Here is a 23790-nt window from a genome sequence, read left to right as displayed (position 1 = left end):
ACATAAATGGCGAACACATACGAGAACTACGTCGACGGCGAGTGGAGTGCTAGTGAGACTGGCGAGATCTTTGACGTACGGAACCCGGCGGATACGAGGGAAATCGTCGCCAAATGCCAGGATTCGAGTGTGAGAGACGCCAATGAGGCAGTTGAGGCAGCCGCTGCAGCCGAGGATGCCTGGGCAGACACACCGGGTCCCGCACGGGGGAAACTCTTACGTGAGACGGCCAAGCGAATGGACGATCGGCATGACGAACTTGCCGAGACACTCGCTCGTGAAGAAGGGAAGACGCTAGGTGAAGCCGGCGGCGAAGTCGGCCGTGCGATCGACATCTTCTATTACTATGCCGAGAAGGCGATGGACTACGCTGGCAAACGGAGCCAGCCGAATGCAGACGGACAGAACCTCTACACTGTGCGTGAGCCGATGGGGGTTGCTGGGCTCATTGTCCCATGGAACTACCCCATCGCCATTCCATCGTGGAAGATGGCCCCTGCACTCGCTACCGGCAACACGGTGGTCTGCAAGCTCTCGCGGGATGCGCCAACCGTGTTCCTGAAGGCCACCGAATGTCTCGCCGAGGCCGCTGATGCTATGGACGCTCCCGATGGTGTGGTGAACGTACTGACCGGTAGCGGCAGCGAAATTGGCGAACCGATCGTCACCCACGAGCAAGTGGACACGGTATCGTTCACAGGCAGCCGGTCGGTCGGCGATATGATCTACGAGCAGGCCACCGACGCTCACAAACGGGTCCAGACCGAGCTCGGTTCGAAGAACCCGACAGTGGTCTCGGAGAGCGCTGATCCTGAAGAGGCCGCAGAGATTGTCGGTAACGGTGCCTTCGGCGTCACTGGCCAGGCCTGCACAGCGACCGAGCGAGTGATTGTCCACGAATCTGTCCACGACGAGTTTGTCAGTGAACTCGCTGAGTATGCCGATTCGTTGGAAATCGGTCCAGCTCTCGACGGGGCTGATATGGGGCCCCAGGCCAACAGAAGCGAACTCGATAGCACACTCGACGACATCACAACTGCCAAAGAGGAGGGTGCGACTGTCTTCTATGGTGGTGGAGAACCAGATGGTGAGACATACGAGAACGGGAATTTCATCGAACCAACTATTCTGACTGATGTGGAGTCGGATATGGCTGTGATGCAAGAGGAAGTGTTTGGTCCGTTCGTCGGCGTAATGACTGCAAGCGACATCGATGAAGCGCTTGCACTGGCTAACGATGTCGAATTTGGACTGGCAGCAGGTATCGTTACCGATAACCATAGCGAAGCAAATCGGTTCGTAAACGAAGTCGATTTCGGCGTCGTGAAGGTCAATGAGTCCACGACCGGGCTCGAACTCCATGTTCCGTTTGGTGGGATGGATGCGTCGTCGAGCGAGACCTATCGTGAGCAGGGTGAGGAAGGGATGAATTATTTCACCATCATCAAAACTATCTATGACAACTACTGACTCTCTTGCCTGTACTTCTGCGATTGATCACCAGTCAATCGTATCTTTTAGAGGAACAGCCAAGTTGAAATCGTAGCTCTCAGGGAAGAGCATGACGGACAGCCGCTAATCGTGCTTTCCGGTGTTCGTATTTATTCACCCTCAGAACGATTTCGTCACTCTCTCGTAGCTGCCATCTGATCGGTTCCGTAGATCAATGCAGCAGACGACTCGGGGGTCTCTGAGGGATGGTCTCCGGCGTGGAGACCATCCCGTGTCGTCTGTTTTCAATGGAGGTCTTGTTCGATGACCTCCAACGATTCTGATGAAGAACTGCTTGAGCGGATCGCTGCGCCCGAAGAAGAGAACAAGCGACTCAGGGCCAAGCTTCGGTGGTACGAAGGACCGCACACACCACCCAGCAAAGACCAATCGAACGCTGATGAGTCATCGTCCTCGGGTGACGAGGACGACGACGATTCCGCTCGCACTGACGGTGGAACACCCGGACGTAAACCTGGACACGACCCAGCCTTCCGAAACGCTCCTGATCCGGACAGGGAAGTCGAGGTCACCTGTGGCTGCTGTCCAGCGTGTGGCGAGGACTTTGACGAGTCCGTGGGCGTCAGCCCTCGACTCGTCGAAAAGATTCCCGACCCACAGCCGCCAGTAGCCACTCAGTACAACCGCCACTACTACGAGTGCGACGCTTGTGGTGCTGAAACGGTTGCTTCACATCCCGACTGTCCCGATGAGGGACAATTTGGGGTGAACGTCGTTGCGCAAGCAACCCTCTCCAAGTACGAGCATCGGCTACCCCATCGGAAGATCGCGGATCGATTCAACCAACTCCACGGACTGGAGTTCTCGCCCGCGTCCGCGTGGCGCGCGACCGAGCGCGCTGCGCGCGCCGGTCGCTGCGAGTACGAGCACATTCGCACCCAGATCCAGCACGCCGACGTGGTCCACGTTGACGAAACCAGCCACAAGCTCGATGGAGAGCAAACCTGGATCTGGACATTCCGCACCGATCAGTACACGCTGTACGCTGTCCGCGAGAGTCGCGGCAGTGACGTGCCCGAAGAAGTCCTCGGAGAGGACTTCGACGGGACCATCATCTGTGACGGCTGGACAGCGTATCCAGCCTTCAGCAGGGATCTCCAGCGGTGCTGGGCGCACATTCTGCGAGAAGCTGAAGACGTGGCGGACGATCACGACCAAGCCGAACCGATCTACCGGACGCTCAAGCAGATGTACGTCGGTCTCCAGTCGTGGCTGGAGACCGACCCATCCGACCGTCAGCGAACGCGAATGCAAGAATCGGTCCGAAAGGGGCTTGAAGAGCTCGTTAACCGCTCAGTGAGCGACGGACCAGTGGCAACACTCCTCGGGAAAATCGAAGGTGGACTGGATCACTGGCTATCGTTCGTCGGAGAGCCAGCCGTCTCGCCGACGAACAATGCTGCCGAAAATGCTCTGCGAGAGCCGGTGATCCTCCGCAAACTCATCGGGACGCTTCGCAACGAGCGCGGGATGTTCGTCCACGAGACGGCCTTGACCCTGCTGGCGACGTGGAGCCAGCAGGGTCAGAATCCATACGAGGAACTTCAGCGGGTCGTCCGAAACAACGAGATGATCTCGCCCGATCAGGCAGTTCCCGAAGTTGCGTCGGGGTAAACACATACGATAGAGCTATCTCAATCGCCACTTTTAATATACTACTCTTATATGGGAGAGTATGCCACTCGTTGACGGAACCAATTGGTTCTTCATTGGTGTTGTTGTGTCGATCATCCTTTATCTTCTTATTGGAGGCTATGCAGGAAGATTGGTTAAGAACGTTGAGGACTACTATGTAGCCGGCCGAAATGCACCGACAATTTTAATTGTTGGTTCACTTGTTGCTTCATTTCTTGGTGTTGTCTCATTCTTGGGAGAGATGGGCTTTAGCTATAGCGGATACCCGATTGTCATGCTTATTTTAATGCCGTTAAATGTATCTGGATATGCTATCGGTGCATATTTCTTTGGGAGATACATTTATCAAATGGAACCAGTTACACTCCCTGATTATTTTGGTCAACGATTCGATTCAGACAAAGTGCGTGTTGCTGCTGCACTCACTCTTGTCACAGGTCTTGGCGTGTATCTGATAGCCATGTCTCAAGGAGTCGCTGTCGTTATAGCAAATATAACGGATCTTAGTTATGGTATAAGTCTTTTTGTCGTTATCGGTGTTATCCTTATTTTCACTTTTGCTTCTGGCTCACAGGGCGTCATAATAACAGACACAATAATGTTCCTTGTTTTCACTTTTGCAGCTGTTTTTGCAGCTCCATATATTGTTAATAGTGCTGGAGGATGGCCAGACGTAATTCATCAACTTATCAATTATCCACCTCGCCCTGAGATCCTAAGCTGGCATGGGATCGTGACAGGAGAGAGTGCACAATATAGCAGCCCGTGGGAGTCTCTGGCTTATGCTATTACATTCGGTCTCATCTGGATGGTTGTTGTTGCCGTCAGTCCCTGGCAAACGAGTCGTTACATCATGGCGAAAGACGAACAGACGATACTTCGTTCTGGTATAGCAACTATGATAATTATCGCCTGTTTTTATGTCATACTCCATTTAAATGCACCTGTAATATCGCTTGTTAACTCTAATATAGTACCTTCTGAGAGAGCACTTATTTGGGCAGCCCAAAATATGTTGCCACTTTGGTTAGGAGTCGTCGTAGTGTGTGGTATCGTCGCTGCTGGTATATCCTCTTGTTCGACATTTTTGTCTCTAGTTGGATTTAGCTTTTCCCATGATTTGTTCGAAGAAACTGATTTTTCGATCTTCCCTGAGCGTGACAGTGACAAAGACCAACTGCGATTTAGTCGGCTGTTTATGATTGTTGTCGCAGTTTTGGTATTTGCCGTTGGATTTTATCAACCACCTGCCGTTTTATCGCTTGGTTATTTCGCTGCTTCACTTTTCGCAGCTTCATGGGGGCCCATTGCGTTTGCTAGCGTCTACTGGAAACAGACTTCAAAAACAGGAGCACTATGGGGAATTTCACTCGGGTTTATTGTCACACTCATCGCTTACGGATTGGATACCTCTGGTATTCTGTCTTTCCCGGTCTATCTTCCGCCTGAGGCCGTGGGATTCTTTGTGAGTTTGGCGAGTGTTTTGATAGGTAGTTATATCAATGGTCCATCTTCAACAGAAAAGAAGCGTCGGCAAGACATGGTAAGCGGTGTTGGGAAATCAGTAAGCCCTAAAAAACTCCGAACTACCCTCAATTATACGTCAGTCGCGATCGTGGTAAGTATACTTTTGTCTGTAGTAATATTTATTTATTATTACCTCCCGTACAACAGTATAATATAAACATGGATCGCAGATCTCTAGAATTTAGTTGGCTGAGCACACTACCGGCGGCAGTTTAATCGTTCGGGAAGAGGGGCTAATTCTCTGAGAATTCTGCTCAGGTTCCTCAAGCGTGAAGTACGAAAGGAAGTGTAATGGTCGCCAACTAGTGTACTATCAGCCGTGAGCTGAAAAACCTATTTTGTCGTGGATCGTGGGCTGGTGGTATGTCCCAGTCGACGTATCCAATCGAGTTGACCGAGGAAGAGCACGATACACTGAACGGCATTACATCGCACGGCGTCCACCGGGCGCAGAAGATTACTCGCGCACCATGCGTTCTAGATTAGTGGCGGCCTGGTCCGGCATCTAGTCCGGTAAGTTCCGTGATGCAGCGAAAATTGTTCCATCCTCCGTCACCCGAGGATCATTCATGCGCCAGCATGTTGTCATCGAAGGATGAGGCGGCGCACTCACCGCTGTGAGTGCGTCGCCGACCCAGAGCTGTCGCTGGTCGGGAGCGCGTCCCCGACCGTGGAGAGCATCAGGCGAATTCTGGCCAGAATTCGCCTGATTCGACCCGTTCGTACAATCTCGGTCTATGTGGGTTCGGGTTGCGTGACGCCCACAGCAACAACGCATCCAGATCAGGGAGATCGTAGCCTAAATCGAGCATCACGTATAGATGAATCAGGTGAGAGTGGCGTTCAACAACGGTCGAACCCCGACCACGTGGGACTCGCGTCGACGACGCCGCGGCGTCGTCGGCGCTCTCACGCTGTTGTGCGTCGAGTTTCTGGAGTTCATCGACGATCACGCGACTCATCATCAACGAGATCGCCGCGATGAGAATCAGCGCCTCGAACAGGTACGGATCGGTAGTGTTGATCTCGTCAAGACCGAAACGTGACTTCAGCTTTTTGAATAGAAGCTCAACCTCCCAGCGCGCCCGATAGAGCTGTGCGATATCGGGCGCGCTGTACTCCTCTTCAGAGAGATTCGTCAGGAAGAGGTGATATTCGTCTTCGGTCGTATCGCGGAGACCAACCATACGGAACGCTCGGGTCGTGCTGCGGCACGACCCTCACTTGCGGTCGAAGGAGAGTTCAATATCGACGTCGATCTCCTTGCGCTGCAGGTCGTCGATGACGTCCTGCAGCCGCTTACCTTCGAGTGCGATGCTGTTTCCTCGGCGTGTCTGGAGTTGTTCGATGATTTCGAAGTTAGCGTCGGATTTGACGCGAGAGACGAACCAGCCGTCGTGGCCGTCAATCCAGTCGAACAACCAGAAATCGTAGAAACCGAGGTCGAAGAGGACGAGTGCGCCAGATGCCCACTTACCGGTGGGCATCTGGCTGTTCTCATGGGTTGATCCGTCTGTCGTCCGCCAATTAGTTGGAAGACCTGTTGAAAGTGACTCCGTGAGATGGAGCTTTGCCCCAGCAACGTCCTCACGGAGGTTGTATACATCAGCTGCGTCGTTGTAGAGCGAGATGAACGTAGCATCGCGGATGAGGACGTCTCGAAACTGTTCGAGACGGCCGCGGAGCTGGTTGCGACCTGGATCGAGATCCTCGATGGCATCATCGAGGATCTCTCGAAAGAGGGCAACGAATCCGAGAGAAAACCACTCGTAGAACGATGAGTAGCAGAGTTCAGTGAGATCAGCCATCTCGACATAGCGTTCAAAGAACGCTTGAATGGATTCAGAGCCAGCACCGAAGCCAAACGCGAGGGTATAGAACAGTGCGACGGTGTCGAACTTGCGCTGTCGTTGGATGAGATTCGTTGCGCGAGCGCGCTCGCGCAACTCATCATCGGGAAACGCTCTTTGGATACGATCAACAACGACCGAGTCCGGTGGGTCGTAGGTCACACGTTCCACCGGGTCTCTCATTCCAGTAGCTCCGGCGGTCTCCAATCAGTGGACAGTGGCAGAACACGGCGCTAATCTAGAACGCATGGGTTCAATTGATTGTCTATGATCTGTCTGATGATATTCTGGATCCAAACATATATATATCTGAAATCCCTCTCATAGAGTGTAATGTGTTGTCATGACAATCATATGGGGAAGTTGTTGTCAAAATTGGAGAATGGACATTGCGGAGAAAAAACCGCTTACTATCGATTGGCGCTGAACGAAATTCGGATTGGTGAAAATGTTAATTGATCCGGAGCTGATTTTCACCATTTATTATGGTGGAATGTTGCTTAGTGTAACAATAGCTATTCGCTGGTTAATACTTCGAGAGTACAGAGCCACAACAGAATCAGAAAGAAATTTGGAAAAAAGACAACATTCTTCATAGTGGACTTATTGAACTTTTAATTTTTACAGAAACGATTTAATATCAATTAATAGGTTGAATATTGAAATAGATAAATTCAGCAATATCGCAGTATGACCTTTCGTAGAATTGTCTTTAATTCCGTGGCGTCAGAAACACTGTATTGTTTGAGCAGACGCTCTTGTGAAAGACATTGTTTCCTCTGTTGATCGCTGGTTCGTTTTGTGGTATAAAGCGGTTACGACAACGTTCGAGGCGCTGTTAACTTGTCAGCCTTTGCCATCCCATTCTTGTTCTATGCTCTGGGGACCATTCGTGTTCGGTTAAGGAGCAAAACACGCAGACGGCGCTGTCGTGATAGGGTTATCTTCAAGAACCGCGTAGAGAGAGGTTGTGATACCCGAACTCTCTCCAACGCTCATACGACGCCGATTGACTTCGCTCTTTCCCGCCGAGCTCGTCGAAGGCATCGCGCGCGAGCGCGATGCCGTCCAGCGCCACCGGAAAATCGACATTACGATGCTCGTCTGGTCGCTCATCTTGGGCTTCGCCGTGGACGGCGAAACCCGCTCTATCGCTGCGTTTCAACGTGCCTACCAGACTGCCACCAACCAGACCGTGGTTCGGTCAAGCTTCTACGACCGATTTACGCCAGAGCTTGGCGATCTCCTGAGCGACCTCCTCGCGCACGCGCTCGAGGAGGTCGCGGTTCCTCACACTATTGCGCCCCAACTCACCCAGTTCCGCGATACGATGATCGCCGATGCAACCGTCTTCCGGTTGCATCGGCTCCTTACTGCGTTTCCAGCCACTCACGACGACCAATCTGGTGCCAAACTGCACCTCGTCTACAACGTCACAAAGCAGACGCTTGCACAGTTCAAACTCACTGACGAACGAACCCACGAAAGCAGCCAGTTCCGCACCGGGAACTGGCTGCGTGGGCGGCTGTTCTTGTTCGATCTCGGCTTCTACGGCTACCGCCGCTTCGCGTTGATCGACGAGAACGACGGCTACTTCGTGAGTCGGTTAAAGACGAACGCGAATCCGTTGATCGTGGACGAGCGGCGGAAATGGCGCGGGCGCGCCATTTCCTTGACCGGGAGCCACCTTCGAGATCATCTCTCGAAACTCAAGCGGAAGCATATCGACGTAACTGGCGAATTCGGGTTCAAGCGACGGCAGTACGGTGAAAGCCGATCAGCTGCCACCAGAGAGTTCCGCGTCGTCGGTGTCCGCAACGAGGACACCGACGACTACCACCTCTACGTGACGAACCTTCCGGATGAGTTCACGCCGGAGCAAGTAGCGGCGCTGTACAGTTTTCGGTGGAAGGTTGAGTTGCTGTTCCGCGAGTTGAAGTCGCGGTACGGCTTGGAGAAGTTCGAAACGGGCGACAAAGCGATTGCAGAGTTACTTGTGGTGGCGGCTCTGCTGACACTGCTGGTCAGCAGAGCCTTGCTGGCAGTGTTTCAGGAGCTCGATCCTGACGTGGAGTATCCAGAAGAACGCTGGGCGACGACCTTCCGGTCGGTCGCCCAGCCAGTGCTTGGTGATCTCGGCGTTGCTCTGGGTCATCCACCACCGAATCTCCCTGAACTGGTGCGTCGTGAGGCACGCCAACCAGAGAGATCACGCCTCACCCTGAACAAACGAGTGGCTCACGCCTTCAACACAGAGATGAGACCTTAACCGAACACGGATGCTCTGGGGACTTAGCAGGCTTTCATACCATCAATGCCGTACTGACTATTTTTGTGCATGATGAACATATTACACGGTAGTTTTATCATTATACGCTGAGATCACTTATTGGCATGACAGATGAGATCACAAGGCAGGAACTTTGTGAGCGATACGACGGAATATACACCGCAGCAATTACTGATGTATTGCATGAACACGGATATGAAGAACAGACGCTTGACCCCGACATCACACCAATTGAGACCGGTGTCTCAGCTACCGGTATCGCGTTCCCAATCATCGGACAACCAAATCGGAGTGTTGATGCAGATGAAAGCCTTCGAACATTTCTCAAAATGCACGAAGATATTTCAAACAACCATTTATTGATGTATGATACAAATGACGACTCTTCCGCTCACCTCGGCGAATTAGAGGTATCCTCACTCCAACCGCGGGGATGCAATGGTGCAATTATTGATGGTGGAATTCGAGATACTTCAACTATCCTCGAAAAAGGATTTCCGGTATTTCATAAATACACGTCACCTGTTGATTGCATTTTCCGGTGGGAACTTCTTGATTGGGATGTTCCTGCGGTGGTTGGCGGTGTTGAAGTCACTCCTGGAGACATCGTGGTTGCTGATGATGATGGTGTTGTTGTGGTTCCTGAAAAAATCGCGGAAGAGATTCTTTATGATGCCGAAAAGATGGTAGATTCTGAAGACAAAGTCCGTGAATCGCTATCAGAAGGTATGACACCTCTAGAAGCGTACGAAAAATACGGCACCTTCTGATCAATACACATTTATGCGAATTGATGTTGATACTCGTCAGACCCTACCAAGTAGAGTGTTGGTGAGGACGAGCGCAACTATGCTCGAATAGTGATAAGTTGTCGCGGATTGCGGTGGTATCGCTACGCGCAGCGACACCACACATCATGTTCTTAGAAGATTGGTGCAGTAGGGCAGTGTCTAGTCAAAGTGTGAGCAGTTCCTGGGTTGAGGTGAATGACTCACCAGGCGAACAATAGACCGACTAACACGACTACAATGGAAGCATCTATCGAGTAGTAGTGAGTAAATCGCCTGGTATCGTCGTTATCGTTCTTATGAATCTCATGAGGATAACTCATTGGCGTAACGCTACTCGTTGCGGTAGATCTATCTGCTTCGACCTCATGAAGCAAAACTGGGCACGGGTGGTGCCACCTCTCATGCAACCAAACGTGCCCGGCGATCCTGATCGATCAAGATGGGTACTGTTTGCCATCATTCAGTTCCCATCTCCTTAGCTGAACAATAGTTGAGACTATTCGTATCGATGTCATAGATCTAGTTGGACACGGACGGTCTACCATACCAGTCGACCTACCGTGTCCATCCATCGATCAGGATGAGCACTACTCCCGTTGCTGCCGCTACCGTCCTACTCGTTGAAAATGCTTGCTCAGGCAACAGCCGAGATTATCAGTATAGGGCTTGTTTCCCGAATCGGGCACGATCTCCACTATAAGGTCATCCATTGGTCGTGTCGCAAAGCGGTCTAGACTTCGGTAGCAACTGACTCCCCTCAGGAAGGGGTTGTCTCTGGTGACCAAACCGAGACCACCCCATGCACGCTGAAATCAACGTGCGGTTCGAACTCAGTACCGACGACGACAAAACCATACCGCTCGCCGTACTCGCCGAGTTCGTCACCGACCAGAACATCGAATCGGTACTTCTCGAAGAACTGGTCGAGAGCCTCGACGCGGGCCGCGTCGAGGCGCTCTGTGGTGAAAAATACGCCCACGGCAACGGTGATAAGCGGTTCCAGCGCCGCGGCACCGACCCCCGCACAGCCGTTACAACCGCCGGCGAGCACGAGTTCGACCTCCACTACGTCGAAGATACAGCCGCTGACCACGACGAACCGAGCTATCTTCGGCCCGTCGAAGACGTCATCGACTTCGACGGGCAGAATCGCTATCAACAGGATATCGCGGCCAAGAGCGTCGATCTCGCTACCTCTCTCAGCTATCGAGATGCCGCCGATCACGGCGACGGCTTCGTTTCGATGCCGTCGCCAGATACCATCAACCGCCGTGCCAAAGAGTACGGCACCAAGCTCAAGCAATTCCTTCCGGACTGTGTTGGCGGAACGGACGCTGACGCTGTCATCGCCGACGGGACGAAGTGCCACAGTCAGGACAAAGACCGCTCATACCACTCCGTCCAAGCAACGCTTGGCGAGGATACTGCCGAGGACTCACACTCCTTGCTGGATCTGTCGGTCAACGCTAACTGGGACGAGACAGCAGCCGCTCTCGACGATATCAACGCAGTCACTGACGACGCTGCGGTCGTCAGTGACGCAGATACCAGTATCGTCACGGCGTTTACCAACGAAAACCGCGAGCATCAGCTCGACCTCGTCCACGTCGGCCGGACGCTAGGCTACAACCTCTGGGATGACGGCGTGTTTTCCCTGGAGCGACGCACCGAGATCGTCACAGAAGTGATCGACGAGGTGTTTCATCTGAAGAACTCGGTCGCCAAGCACCGCCCCGAGGAAGAGTTCGCCGCGATCCGCGAACGGATCGCGCGAACGACCAAGCGCATTGAGAAGACAGCGTGGCAGCTCTCGCAGTACGGTTCGAGGAAGGCTGCGGGGTATCTTCGGCGGTGGCTGCCGTCGATAGTGACGTTCGCCGAGCAGGCTCTTGAGGGGTTCGAGGTGCCGTGGACCTCGAACCCCGTGGAACGGGCGATGGGAGAAGTCGCCAAGCGCTGCAAGAACCAGTGGATGCGCTGGACAGAGGCCGGATTAGAGGCGTTGCTCCAACTCAGGCTCGTGAAATACGCCAATCCAGACTACTACCGAGCGTTCTTCGACGAACTCCTCACCCGCTCAACCAAAACAACCATGAGCTGTGACCTCACAGTCGAGGCTACCAGAGGCAAAGTCTAGAGGACTTTGCGACGCGACCCATCCATTGCCGGGTTGTCGGTGGTTATATGATGGGAGAGCTTACGCGATTCGCGCTTGCCGATCAACCCTTCGGGGTTCAGGACAGGATTCTCTCGCTGCTGAAAGATAGCCGCTGGTCTAGATGTCGCATCCTGGTGCTGTTGGGATCGACGGCGTCTTCGGCGGGTGTCGTTTCAATGACGATGTAATCTTATCAGTCATTAACTATCTTCCTGAAGTAGCCCCCACCCACCGTGTGCGATATGAATTGGAGATCAAAGGAATGGCTTCGCATCTGCAAATATCTGCGAGCAGAACGCTATGAGGCATAATTTTGATTTGGAGATCAAATGATATGAAGTAGTTCCTAGTCAATCGAAAGTTTTAGGTACAGGAAACGCGAACAGCAACTGAGATAGGGCAACATACCTGTGATAAATCTCCACTGTCAATAACTGAAAGAGTGATAACCACCTCAGTGTTTATAATAAGGCCTCTTACATTCGCACCATATTCCGTTGTTTTGGAGCTCAAGTTCATTAGGGCGTCATAGAACAGTTGGCATGGTTCTCAGACATCGGTTCTCGGAGTGCTACTAAAGCGTGTGAAGAATTCTATGACATTCTGCTCACTTTCATGGTTGTGGACAACCACTAGGAGTACCACGCTCTACCATCCCTACTGGCATGACCCGTTGACTTGGGAGTAGATTCATATCGCACACGGTGAGTGGGGACCGTCAGAAAGTCAATCCGTGAATTTGACCAGCTAGTTACAGTACAAATAGGCTAGCCGACACTATTTCATATCGCACACAGTGGGTGTGCCTGTAGCTTGACCTTGCCCACGGTTCTCGCTTATCCAAAATTGATTGCCGAATAACCTCCTCTATCTATTGTTTTCGGGAGATTTAACCTTGTACACGGTTCCCAAATCTATTTGTAGTACGAGCGATATCGCGCTAATATGGCTGACGGCGATAATCAACGATCTCTTTCACAGTCCATCAAAGGTCGTTTACAAGAGGGGATTCAAAATTCTGTGTTTCGAGACAAAGGACTCCTGGATCTTGATGCGCTTATTGATGAAGACAGAATTGTCGGTCGGGACAGACAATTAGATGACATCATCACCTACCTTCAGCCAGCACTGCAAGGAAACCGTCCTCCCAATATGCTTCTCTATGGTCCATCTGGCACTGGAAAGTCGCTCATTATCAATGCAGTTTGTCAGAAGCTACTCGAACTCGCGCAATCTCAAGGTGATCACTTTGGTGTCATCACACTCAACTGCCAAACAATCAACTCCCACGACCGTGCTGTCTACCGATTGGTTGAAAACGCTGCTGAGAAAGCTAATGTCGAAGTAGGTGTTCCCCAAAGCGGTATATCGACTGATCAAAAGCTAAACCGATTCTATGAAATTTTAAGCGGGAACTTTACCTCGGCCATAATTATACTGGATGAAATCGATCTCTTGATCGGAAGGAAACGAAATCCAAATGACGAACCTGCCTACTCGAAACTCCTCTACCAGCTCTCGCGTGCTTCCCAGTTAGGTCGAATTGAAGGACACGTGTCTGTTGCAGCTCTCACGAACGACCCTCGGTTTATGCAGGATCTTGATGGACGGGCGGAGAGTTCGTTCAATCCTCAAGATGTCGTTTTCTCTGACTACGACGCAGAGCAACTTCAAGCCATTCTCGAACGGCGGAGTGATGCCTACCGAGAAAGCGTACTCGAAGGTGGGATTATTTCTCTCAGCTCAGCTTTTGCAGCCCAGGATCATGGCGACGCACGAAAAGCAATTGATCTCTTTCGAAAGGCGGGGGAGATAGCGGATCGACAGGGAGACGATATCGTTAGTGAATACCACGTACGGGACGCTCAAAAAGAATCAGAACGTGATCGAACTCTAACTCAAATGCAGGGTTTGTCCACACAGAAGAAGCTCTCACTTTATGCTACTGCAATTGTTCCTGTTTACTCTCGGCAGAGTCTTAGCGCTGTCCCTAGTACAGTTGCTTATCGAGTCTATCAATATCTCACTAATTTGTTGGATGCAGACGAGAAATCACGTGATTCGTACCTGCGATATATGAACGAAGCAGGTACGTACAACTTCGTAACTTCCGAGAAGCGAGGTCGGGGTTATGGAAATGGTGTGCACAAAGAATACACTTTTATTGATGATCCAGAGGTAGTTGCGGAAACACTCCAAACTGATATTCGTATTGAAGAGGTCAAGAATAATGAAGATCTGGTTGAGTCAGTTGTCAATGCACAGATTAAGGACTTCTTCAACGGGCAATAATACAGAAACCTGTCATTCATTGCTAACAGAGTTTTTAGTATAGACAGTGAAATATATAGTCCAAGCATAATTACGGGGCAATACGAATCGGATTTTTCATCAACTGCTGCTATCTCAAGAATTCATCTCGCACACGGTGTGTCTGTCGTCGTGTTCATTGATGGATTCATCTCGCACACGGTATGTCTCTATTATCGTCTTTCGTTTCCTTCTGCTACTGGTGGTACAGTTCGTTGCCGTTCATAGACACATAATGGATATTCTAGACATAGTTGTACCAAAATAAAAAGTTTAAAACCGTAGTCTGTTGTTCTCGCATGATTCATCTCAAGAACGTTTCTACGGAAGATCTCCGCCATATCTTGGCGGAGATTAGAGGAGAGAAACCTACACAGCGGCTAATGGCGGCGATCAACTGGAAAGAAGAGGACGGCATCCGATAGAAAGATATCGCTCAACGCTACGGATACATGCAAGGATCGGTAGTTTCCAATTGGATTGAGAGGTGGAGCTAAAGCGTTGATCTGATTAGAGAAGATATCTGGTTGAGTGGATCGGAGGTATAAAGAGAATTTGTATAATATTTCTGGAAATTCAGAAATTTTTTATCCGATTCGATCAATTTATATTATTGCTAGTATAAAAGAAATCTACCCATCGAGCTTTTTCGGTTCGGCGATTTGGTTGAAATCCCGGTGCTACTGCCAGCTGTCTCAACCGACCGGAGATGTGAGGAACGCGTCATGGTCGTCGTGCGTTCCTTTGTTCCATGTTTCCGGACAATACGCAGGACCCGGTAGACTCGTTCGGTCAGTCGCGGCTGCCCTTCCAATTCTCTTGTTCCTTCGCATAGCAGGTCCGTCAACCCTCCGCGCTTGATGCGCAGGCAGGATACCAACCTTTGTTGCTTCCTGTCATGCTTCACGCTTCAGGGACTTTAGCGCGATTCTCATAGAATCAGCCTCCGGCCCCGTCATAGAGCCGGTCTCCTCTTGACCATACATGTGCCGCTCGTCGCCGCCCTGGGTCGCTACGTGGTTGTCTACGAACCGTTCGACCGTGTCCCATGCATCGAGGTCTGCAACCCGCGCCGCAATCGTGTCGAAACCTGCTTTCAGGCGGTATTGAACTGTCGATGACTCGCCACCATCTCGTAGACACGATCATGGCCGCGGTGTACGTCGGCTCCTACCCGGCGTACGGTTGGATACGTCAGGAGATGCCCGCGCTCGCGTGTTTCTTTGATGAATTGCTGGTGATCGACATCGTCCCTTGAACGGTATGTGTATAGTGACGGCGGTCAAAGGCCGGGTATCAGAAACATTGTGGTGTTCGCAGGATCTGCGAACCCTTGCTAACGGTCACACTACTCATCTGCGTCGATTTCTCTGACATCCTCACAGAACTCAGTATCGCTAGTTGTCCACTCTGGCTCAACAGCCCGGTTGATGACATGTAGTAGTCAGAATGATATGACTGAATCAGTCGCCTGATTCAGCCGCTGTCCTGATTTCTGTGTGATGAAGCTCCCAAAGCTCAAGCGCATCCTCACAGATCCGGACGAGTTCATTTCGAACGGTCAGTTGAAGTCTCTTAGCATGGAATTGCTTGAGCTGATACCGTTGGAAGGAATCGAGGGCTCCGGCCTCGATTCCGAGGAAATCATGGAAGTCGTGCTACGGGCTGCTGTTGATACGACATCGGTCAACGGCGTCACGACAAACACCGAGGACACACCAAATCGGGAGACCGTGATGGATTGGTTGCACACGCTGGAGAACGAGCCGATGCTTGATGCTGTCAACGATATCCTTGCGTTGGTGGCGATGACGGTTCTCGACCGCAGCGGGTCGAGAACCGTCTGTATCGATTTCATGGACAACCCGTTCCATGGTCATCCGGAGGATGAAGACGAGTTCCGCCGGATGCAAGCCCGTGATGGTACCACGAAGTGTCATCGCTACTGCACAGCGTTCGTCCTTGCACAAGGGAAGCCGCTGACGCTGGCGGTCGAACCAGTTGACGGCGATGATAACAAGGCAGACGCGGTCGAGCGCCTGCTCGCCCGCGTCGAGACGTATCCATTCGAGATTGAGCGGATTCTCATCGACAGAGCAGCCTACAACGGAGAGCTGATCGGTGTGCTTCGTGAGGCAGCGCCGCCAGTCTTTCCGGTGAAAACCGGGAAAGACTCGCTGGAGGAGAAGCTGACAACGAATAAGTCGTACATGACTGAGGAGACGATTTGCGAAGGAAAACCGCATGAGCAAACGTATCCACTGGCGGTGAACGTCACGTACCAAAACGGCGATCGAGGGAAATCAGGACTCAAACAGACGGGATACGCGGCGTACGGTCTGGAAGACCGCACGCCGACGCAAGTAGCACGGATCTACAACAACCGGTCACGGATCGAGAAGAGCTACGAGAAATTCCGGGAAGCGCGAGCACTGACAACGACGCCGTCCACGACAATTCGGCTGTTCTACGTGGGTGTTGGCTTCTTGTTAGAGCAGTTGTGGATCGTGTTGCAGTGGGCAGTGCTCGCCCAGCCACGACGTGGTGGGCGAGCACTCCCGACAGAGTTCGCGTTCAGTGATGCGTTTCTCCACGGAATCGAGGAGGTGTTGGACGATGAGCTCAACTGGAAGAAGAAGCATCGAACGAACGGAGAGGGACTGCCAGCAGGACACGAGCACGGACTCGGCTGAGCCGCCTCGCTTCGTGAAGCGAGGCTGGCGAGGAGCGACAGCTCTGTTCTGGGAGTGGTCTCAGTGACAGCCACGGCAGGAATACGTATCTGATCCGATATCTTCTGGCTCCTCCGCAGCGTTCGTCGGGTTCTTTGTCTCTTTTTCGGCGTCACTCCGGTGTGAAACCGGGCTTTTGCTGCCAGCGTTATCGATAGAGTGGACAACTAGCGAGTATAGACTTGGAAGATATCGTTCCCATACGTCGTGAGCTTAATCTCGCCGTTCGACCGAGCGTGAACCATGTTGTGCCCGCTGAGATTGGCTATCATCTCATCAACAGTGGCGCCGAGGTAATCGAGATGGGTAACGAGGCCATCGTCAACCCGGGTTTCAAGCTCGTGGAGCTTCGTGGCAAGCTCCTCTTTCGACGCAGGACCGTTCTGAAGGAACTGCATCACCGCAGCGTTTTCGTGAGCACACAGGAGTGCAGCCCGTGCTTCAGGGGGTATCGCGTCGGCTGATTCCTCGATGTGAGTAGCGATTTCCTCTTCGGTGTCTGCTCCCTTGTCAATAGCCCGTAGAACCTCCCCACCGCCTGTGAGTAGTGACTCGACCTTCTTTCGTGCTTCAGGATTCGCCCATGCTGGCATAGCGACGTTTCTAGTTCGATTCGGATGAACACTACTAACGAGCGCTGACCCCCACTTGTAGACGAACCCGTCCGGGCGAATGTCCGTTTGACCGAGGTCGCACCAGGGCCACTGAGTGCGAGACCGAGCGCACTGAGCGTGGGGGCGAGCGTGTACTCGTACTCCTTATTCGGTACTTATAAATTCATTAGGAAGGAACCAGCACGGTCGCCACAGCCATGTCAACGGCAAGCAAAGCCGCGACAACGCGAGTGAACAAGCCGATCAGCAGAAGTACCCCCCCCCCTACCAGTTCAAGCACTCCAATGCCCATGCGGCGACAATAAAGAGTGGAATTCCAAACTGGACAAGCGCAATAGCGAATGCCTCGATGCTCGACGTTTTCGGGCCAATAGCGAATACCTTGCCAACACCGGATACGACGAAGATGATTCCCAATGCAAGGCGGCTTAACGCTAAACCGTACGTGTTTACCCCCAGAACGATTTCGCCACTCTCTCGTAAGTTGCTCCTGACCTCGCAGTAGAGCAATGCAGACGACAGGGTGTGCTCCGAGGGACGGTCTCCGGCAGGGAGACCGTCCCGTGTCGTCTGCACTAGCCGGGGAGAGTCGTGATGGTCACTGACGAGAAAGTGGAGCAACTGCTTGAGCGGATCACTGCTCTCGAGAATCGCGTAGATGAACTTGAGCAGGAGAATGAGGAGCTCAAGCAAGAAAATCAGCAACTCCGTAAGGAGAACAAGCGGCTCAGAGCCAAGGTCCGGTGGTACGAAGGACCGCATACACCGCCAAGCAAGGAACAACCAGGCGATGAAGAGTCGTCCTCGTCCGATGGGGACGAGGACGACGAACAGCCGCGTACTGACGGCGGCACGCCTGGTCGAAAAGCCGGACACGAGCCAGAATGGCGCGATGCTCCTGATCCTGACCAAGAAATCGAGGTCACGTGTGACTGTTGTCCTGAGTGTGGCGAACAATTTGACGAGTCGGCGGGCGTCAGCCCCCGACTCGTCGAGGAACTCCCAGACCCACAGCCGCCAGAGGTCACCCAGTACAACCGCCACCACTACGAGTGTCACTCCTGTGGGACAGAGACTGTCGCCTCACACCCCGACTGCCCCGACAAAGGGCAGTTCGGGGTGAACGTCATCGCTCAGTCAGCACTTTCTCGGTACGATCACCGCCTTCCCTACCGGAAGATCGGCGACCGCTTCGAGCAACTGCACGGGCTGGAACTCTCAGGCGCGTCCGCGTGGCACGCGACCGAGCGCGCTGCGCGCGCCGGTCGCTGTGAGTACGAACAGATCCGCTACCAGATACAGCAAGCCGACGTTGTCCACGTTGACGAGACTGGAATCAAACGAGACGGGGAACAGGCATGGATCTGGACGTTCACCACTGAGAACCACACGCTGTACGCGGTCAGGGAGAGTAGAGGAAGTGATGTTCCCGCAGAAGTCCTCGGCGAGGACTTCGCGGGAACGGTCGTCTGTGATGGCTGGACGGCATATCCGGCCTTCAGCAGCAACCTCCAGCGGTGTTGGGCGCATATTCTACGGGAGGCTGAAGACGCCGCCGAGAAGCAGGCAGAAGGCGAACCGATCTACCGTGCCCTCAAACAGCTGTACGTCGCTCTCCAGACCCGGCTGGAGAGCGACTTGACGGTCCGTGAGCGAGCAGAACTCCAGCGTGTGGCGCGGAGAGAGCTTGAATCGCTGATAGAGCGGGCAGTTCCCGACGGACCAGTGGCAACACTACTCGGAAAGATCGAAGGAGGCCTCGACCACTGGCTCACCTTCATCGGTGAGCCAGCGGTCTCTCCGACGAACAACGCCGCTGAAAATGCGCTTCGTGAGCCGGTGGTTCTCCGGAAGCTCATTGGAACACTTCGAAACGACCGCGGTATGTTCGTGCATGAGACGCTGCTGTCCCTGCTGGCGACCTGCCGCCAGCAGGGACGCAATCCCTACGAAGAGTTCAAGCGAATCGCCCGAAACAACAAGATGATTTCACGAGCTCAGGCTGTACCCGCTGTTGCATCCTCGGGGTAAACACGTACGATTCACTGGTCCATTATCGTTCACTTTGAATGCCATATACCAGTTCAAGAGCGGAGGCACCAGCGTTCGCTCTTGTTGCTATCTATCGGTGGGAATGATGCGCATGCACTCACCGACATAGTAGATGTAACCGCGATTCTGGAGAAGATCGAGCGCGTACTCGGCATTGACTTCAGTGTACGTGTTTAGCCCCGAGCGATTTCGGTAGTCTCTCCTAGGACCCGTACGAGTAGTGCAGTAGGTCGATGCAACAGGCGAACGAGTTCATCTTCGAGGGATGGTCTCCGATCCGGAGACCATCCCGTCTCGTCTGGTTATGACTCCGTCAGAGCCAACCAAAGAGGAGATACTCGACCGCCTTGCTGCGCTTGAAGAAGAGAACCAGCAGCTTCGGGAACAGGTTGAGGAGCTCGAAGAGCTCCGGAAGGAGAACAAGCATCTCAGGGCCAAACTCCGGTGGTACGAGGGACCGCATACTCCGCCAAGCAAGGAACAACCAGGCGATGAAGAGTCGTCCTCGTCCGATGGGGACGAGGACGACGAACAGCCGCGTACTGACGGCGGCACGCCTGGTCGAAAAGCCGGACACGAGCCAGAATGGCGCGACGCTCCTGACCCTGACCAAGAAATCGAGGTCACGTGTGACTGTTGTCCTGAGTGTGGCGAACAATTTGACGAGTCGGCGGGCGTCAGCCCCCGACTCGTCGAGGAACTCCCAGATCCACAGCCACCAGAGGTCACCCAGTACAACCGCCACCACTACGAGTGTCACTCCTGTGGGACAGAGACTGTCGCCTCACACCCCGACTGTCCCGATAGGGGGCAGTTCGGGGTGAACGTCATCGCTCAGTCAGCACTTTCTCGGTATGATCACCGCCTTCCTTACCGGAAGATCGGTGACCGTTTCGAGCAACTGCACGGGCTGGAACTCTCAGGCGCGTCCGCGTGGCACGCGACCGAGCGCGCTGCGCGCGCCGGTCGCTGTGAGTATGAGCAGATCCGTAACCAGATACAGCAAGCTGACGTTGTCCACGTTGACGAGACTGGAATCAAACGAGACGGTGAACAGGCATGGATCTGGACGTTCACCACCGAGAACCACACGCTGTACGCGGTCAGGGAGAGTAGAGGGAGTGATGTTCCCGCAGAAGTCCTCGGCGAGGACTTCGCGGGAACGGTCGTCTGTGATGGGTGGACGGCATATCCTGCCTTCAGCAGCAACCTCCAGCGGTGTTGGGCGCATATTCTACGGGAAGCTGAAGATGCCGCCGAGAAGCAGGCAGAAGGCGAACCGATCTACCGTGCCCTCAAACAGTTGTACGTCGCTCTCCAGACCCGGCTGGAGAGCGACTTGACAGTCCGTGAGCGAGCAGATCTCCAGCGTGTGGCGCGGAGAGAGCTTGAATCGCTGATAGAGCGGTCAGTTCCCGACGGACCAGTGGCAACACTACTCGGAAAGATCGAAGGAGGCCTCGACCACTGGCTCACCTTCATCGGTGAGCCAGCGGTCTCTCCGACGAACAACGCCGCTGAAAGTGCGCTTCGTGAGCCGGTGGTTCTCCGGAAGATCATTGGAACACTTCGGAACGACCACGGTATGTTCGTGCATGAGACACTGCTGTCCCTGCTGGCGACCTGGCGCCAGCAGGGACGCAATCCCTACGAAGAGTTCAAGCGAGTCGCCCGGGACAATGAGCTGATTTCACGATCTCAGGCTGTACCCGCTGTTGCGTCCTCGGAGTAAACACGTACACTTCAGTAAAGCGGTCATCGGCAACCAACACAGCTTTTGCTTCGGTTTTCCGTAGCCTGTCATCGACATTACAGACTGCCTCGTTCAAGACGGCGAGAGCATCTTCGGCGAACGGCGGAATACGCCGTTCTCGGTTCATACCCTCATTTTGGCTTGGTGCATATAAACCTGTGTCAGACAATCGCCTCTAGGCTTCGGCGGCGACGTACTGGTCTTCCCACTCGCGGCGCGCGTCGATCTCGCGGTGACCACGCTGAGTAAGTCTGTAGTAATTGGTCCGCTGTTGTGTTCGTCCTTCTCAATCAGTCCTTTCTCGACCAGTTCGTCGAGGTCAGCGTAGGATCAGTATATCCTCTCTGTCCCGGCTTTGGCAGCACGTGATTTGCCTGCCGACGAATCGAGTCGAGACTCGCCGAGACCGATGAGTTAGTGTCTATATCGTCGTTAGTTGTAGTGAGACAGGTTTCAACCCAGTCAGCTATCTCCGGATGACTGTCGACGAGCTCGACAAGCAGATTCTGCAGTATCTCTGGATTCGCGTCGGCGATCAGCTCTGCAATCGGTCGGCAGTTACTCACCCACTCAGGATCGCGGATGTACGTCAACAACACAACAACGCGATGCTTGTAGATTCCACCGTGGTCGTACGGGCAGGAAGAGACGGTCCGAGCGACGTCAGCGTCGTCGAATTCGATGGTCACCGTATAGGGCTGATACTGGCTCCCTTCGACATTGGCTCTAATTGTCTCACCATCCCGAATCACGTTGCTGACTGCTCCTCGTTCGTAGTATGACTGTCCACGATCATATGATTTAGATCTGGCTAGTTCTCTAACGATCGTTTCCGTCAGGGCCACGGCCCGTCACTCATACTCTTGGATAGCTATTACGTGAAAGTCAGGCGTAAAGCCTCGCCCTTCAGGGCTGTCTTTTACCCACAAATGCTATCGCGGTAGCTGACGAACTGAGACCGAAAGATGGAGCGTCGTTCGAGGGGGTGGCGACCGAAACTGGATGAGAATGGCGAACTGTATGATATGGATGTATCAGATTGGATTCGTACGGAGTTTCGGGCGGCTGATCTCGGCGATAAGCGTCTCACGGATCGATTAGTCCAGATCGGTGATGAACTCGGCAGTTCACCTGCCGAGTCCATCCCAGCCGCCTGCGAAGACTGGGCCTCCACAAAGGCTACATACCGATTCTGCGATAATGACAGTGTGGAACCCAACGAGGTTCTCTCTGCTCACAAGCAAACACAGCACTCACGGTTGGGTGACGGAGACGAGCTGTTGGTCGTCTCCGACACCACCTATCTCACCTTTCCTCGCCACCCAGCTAAAGAGGGCCTTGGTGACATTAGCTCTGCTGACATCGATGTTGAAGGCGTCAAAGTCCATACCTCGGTTGGAATTCTCCCGGAAACACAGCGTATGACTGGGATCATCGATCAGCAGGTGCTGATCGAAGACCAACAATCAGGCAATACGTACGACACGAATGGGAAAGATGAGTCAATTCTCCTTGAGAATGAACAGGAGAAATGGATTCGTGGTGACAGGGAAGCCACCGAGTGGCTTCCCGAAGACGTGCGGCCGATTTTCGTCCACGACCGAGGCGGAGACGCATTCTCGTTGTACACTGAACTCAACAAAACGATGGACAACACTGGCTTTGTTGTCCGAGCCAATCAAAATCGACGGATACACACGGACGACGGTGAGTTAGACAAACTCTTCGACTGGAGTGGCGACCTTCCTCAGGAAGGTCGCACGACCATCGAGATCCAGCAAGGTGGCGGAAGACAGGCACGGCAAGCAGAGTTGTCGATTGCAACAGGAACATGTGACCTTCTTCCACCCCGGAACGATTCTGCTGGTAAAGATCCGGTCACGGTGAACGTCGTGAGAATCGACGAGATCAGCGAGAGCGATGACCCGATTCAGTGGGTGTTACTCACCACTGAATCGGTCGAAGACTTCGACGATGCTCTAACCATCATTGAGTATTACCGTGCTCGCTGGCGAATCGAAGATTGGCATAAAGCGTTGAAGACTGGCTGTGGGTTCGAAGAACGTCAACTTCAGACGTGGGAGCGTATGGAGGTGTTACTGAGTGTGTACTCAGTGATCGCGTGGAAGGTACTGGAGTTACGAGAACTAGCTCGTGGAGAACCATCGGTTGCTCCAGAAGTCTTGTTGAGCGAGGCCGAGCGCGCAGTTCTGGAAACGAAATTTCCAGAACTGAGCGGTCAAAACGGCAAAGCCTACGCTGTAAGTGTAGCGAAGCTTGGCGGATATCTGGACCGTGGCTCTGATCCTCCACCAGGATGGCAGACGATGTGGAAAGGGCTTCAGAAGCTCCGGATGTGGGCTGAAGGCTACGAACTCGGTGCTGAATGAGCGCCAGCGGCCGCTCATTCAGCTGAACTCACTGTGAACTCAGATAATTCCCCGTTTTGCAGACTGATTCCTGTTCGAAACCGTGAGTCTGTCTTACTCGTGAGAGTATATTGACTAATTTCATATCTTCAAACCAGAATTAGATGATTTATCTTGAGAACGCTGAGTTATGGGTA

At 53.1% G+C, this 23790-nt stretch carries 14 protein-coding genes and 3 pseudogenes; 12 read left to right on the top strand and 5 right to left on the bottom strand.

Translation table 11 applies throughout. The annotated features are described in order from the left end of the window. The first annotated feature begins 6 nt into the window (after positions 1 to 6). The 3 genes and pseudogenes from xacF (at position 7) to MUK72_RS14810 (ending at position 4831) form a co-directional block, all read left to right on the top strand. Positions 7 to 1470, top strand: coding sequence for a 2,5-dioxovalerate dehydrogenase (xacF, locus tag MUK72_RS14820; protein ID WP_244705865.1), 1464 nt, complete (start codon positions 7 to 9; stop codon positions 1468 to 1470). 227 nt (positions 1471 to 1697) lie between these two features. Then, positions 1698 to 3126: pseudogene (gene tnpC / locus MUK72_RS14815) on the top strand (IS66 family transposase). Positions 3127 to 3187: 61 nt separating this feature from the next. Beyond that, positions 3188 to 4831, top strand: coding sequence for a sodium:solute symporter family protein (locus tag MUK72_RS14810; protein WP_244705861.1), 1644 nt, complete (start codon positions 3188 to 3190; stop codon positions 4829 to 4831). Positions 4832 to 5354: 523 nt separating this feature from the next. Here the strand turns inward: MUK72_RS14810 and MUK72_RS14805 are convergent. Then, positions 5355 to 6707: pseudogene (locus MUK72_RS14805) on the bottom strand (IS4 family transposase). Between the two features lie 787 nt (positions 6708 to 7494). Here MUK72_RS14805 and MUK72_RS14800 point away from each other — a divergent pair. The 6 genes from MUK72_RS14800 to MUK72_RS14775 all read left to right on the top strand — a co-directional run bounded on the left by MUK72_RS14800 (position 7495) and on the right by MUK72_RS14775 (position 16766). Beyond that, positions 7495 to 8793, top strand: a complete 1299-nt coding sequence (locus tag MUK72_RS14800; RefSeq protein WP_244705858.1) for an IS4 family transposase — start codon at positions 7495 to 7497, stop codon at positions 8791 to 8793. Between the two features lie 125 nt (positions 8794 to 8918). Beyond that, positions 8919 to 9584 (top strand): RraA family protein, encoded by a 666-nt coding sequence (locus tag MUK72_RS14795; RefSeq protein WP_244705856.1) that lies wholly within the window; start codon positions 8919 to 8921, stop codon positions 9582 to 9584. 820 nt (positions 9585 to 10404) lie between these two features. Then, positions 10405 to 11742: an ISH6 family transposase gene (locus MUK72_RS14790; RefSeq protein ID WP_244705599.1), complete on the top strand. Its 1338-nt coding sequence runs from the start codon at positions 10405 to 10407 to the stop codon at positions 11740 to 11742. 966 nt (positions 11743 to 12708) lie between these two features. Continuing rightward, positions 12709 to 14055 carry an orc1/cdc6 family replication initiation protein gene (locus tag MUK72_RS14785; RefSeq protein WP_244705854.1) on the top strand — a complete coding sequence of 449 codons (1347 nt, stop codon included), beginning with the start codon at positions 12709 to 12711 and terminating at the stop codon, positions 14053 to 14055. 1135 nt (positions 14056 to 15190) lie between these two features. Next, the gene (locus MUK72_RS14780; RefSeq protein ID WP_244705852.1) at positions 15191 to 15331 is read left to right on the top strand and encodes a hypothetical protein; all 141 of its coding nucleotides are present in this window, start codon (positions 15191 to 15193) and stop codon (positions 15329 to 15331) included. Between the two features lie 244 nt (positions 15332 to 15575). Continuing rightward, a complete protein-coding gene (locus tag MUK72_RS14775) occupies positions 15576 to 16766 on the top strand; it encodes an ISH3 family transposase (protein ID WP_049912841.1) in 1191 nt (396 codons plus the stop codon). Positions 16767 to 16972: 206 nt separating this feature from the next. Here the strand turns inward: MUK72_RS14775 and MUK72_RS14770 are convergent, their stop codons facing one another. Continuing rightward, entirely contained in the window at positions 16973 to 17398 is a 426-nt protein-coding gene (locus MUK72_RS14770) for a hypothetical protein (RefSeq protein ID WP_244706057.1), read from the bottom strand. A 187-nt stretch (positions 17399 to 17585) separates the two neighbouring features. Continuing rightward, positions 17586 to 17711: a DoxX family membrane protein gene (locus MUK72_RS20315; protein WP_342346240.1), complete on the bottom strand. Its 126-nt coding sequence runs from the start codon at positions 17709 to 17711 to the stop codon at positions 17586 to 17588. Positions 17712 to 18013: 302 nt separating this feature from the next. On the opposite strand from MUK72_RS20315, the gene tnpC (MUK72_RS14760) reads away from it, so the two are divergent. Together tnpC (MUK72_RS14760) and tnpC (MUK72_RS14755) are read left to right on the top strand one after the other, a co-directional pair. Then, on the top strand, positions 18014 to 19450 hold the full coding sequence (gene tnpC / locus MUK72_RS14760) for an IS66 family transposase (protein WP_244705850.1): 1437 nt from the start codon (positions 18014 to 18016) through the stop codon (positions 19448 to 19450). Between the two features lie 325 nt (positions 19451 to 19775). Then, a complete protein-coding gene (gene tnpC, locus MUK72_RS14755; RefSeq protein WP_244705848.1) occupies positions 19776 to 21203 on the top strand; it encodes an IS66 family transposase in 1428 nt (475 codons plus the stop codon). Positions 21204 to 21399: 196 nt separating this feature from the next. On the opposite strand, the pseudogene MUK72_RS14750 reads toward tnpC (MUK72_RS14755), so the two are convergent. Beyond that, positions 21400 to 21551, bottom strand: a pseudogene (locus tag MUK72_RS14750) (helix-turn-helix transcriptional regulator); the annotation flags it as partial. Then, positions 21515 to 21913 (bottom strand): SWIM zinc finger family protein, encoded by a 399-nt coding sequence (locus tag MUK72_RS14745; protein WP_244705846.1) that lies wholly within the window; start codon positions 21911 to 21913, stop codon positions 21515 to 21517. The gene MUK72_RS14745 and the pseudogene MUK72_RS14750, both read right to left, overlap by 37 nt. A gap of 276 nt (positions 21914 to 22189) precedes the next feature. Here MUK72_RS14745 and MUK72_RS14740 point away from each other — a divergent pair, with 276 nt between their 5' ends. Next, positions 22190 to 23614 (top strand): IS4 family transposase, encoded by a 1425-nt coding sequence (locus MUK72_RS14740; RefSeq protein ID WP_244701885.1) that lies wholly within the window; start codon positions 22190 to 22192, stop codon positions 23612 to 23614. Positions 23615 to 23790 lie beyond the last annotated feature (176 nt).

Origin of the sequence: Halococcus dombrowskii (assembly GCF_022870485.1) — an archaeon.
In the GTDB taxonomy this organism is placed as follows: domain Archaea; phylum Halobacteriota; class Halobacteria; order Halobacteriales; family Halococcaceae; genus Halococcus; species Halococcus morrhuae.
The sequence above is the reverse complement of the archived record's forward strand: the minus strand, read 5'-3'. Positions and strand labels throughout refer to the sequence as shown.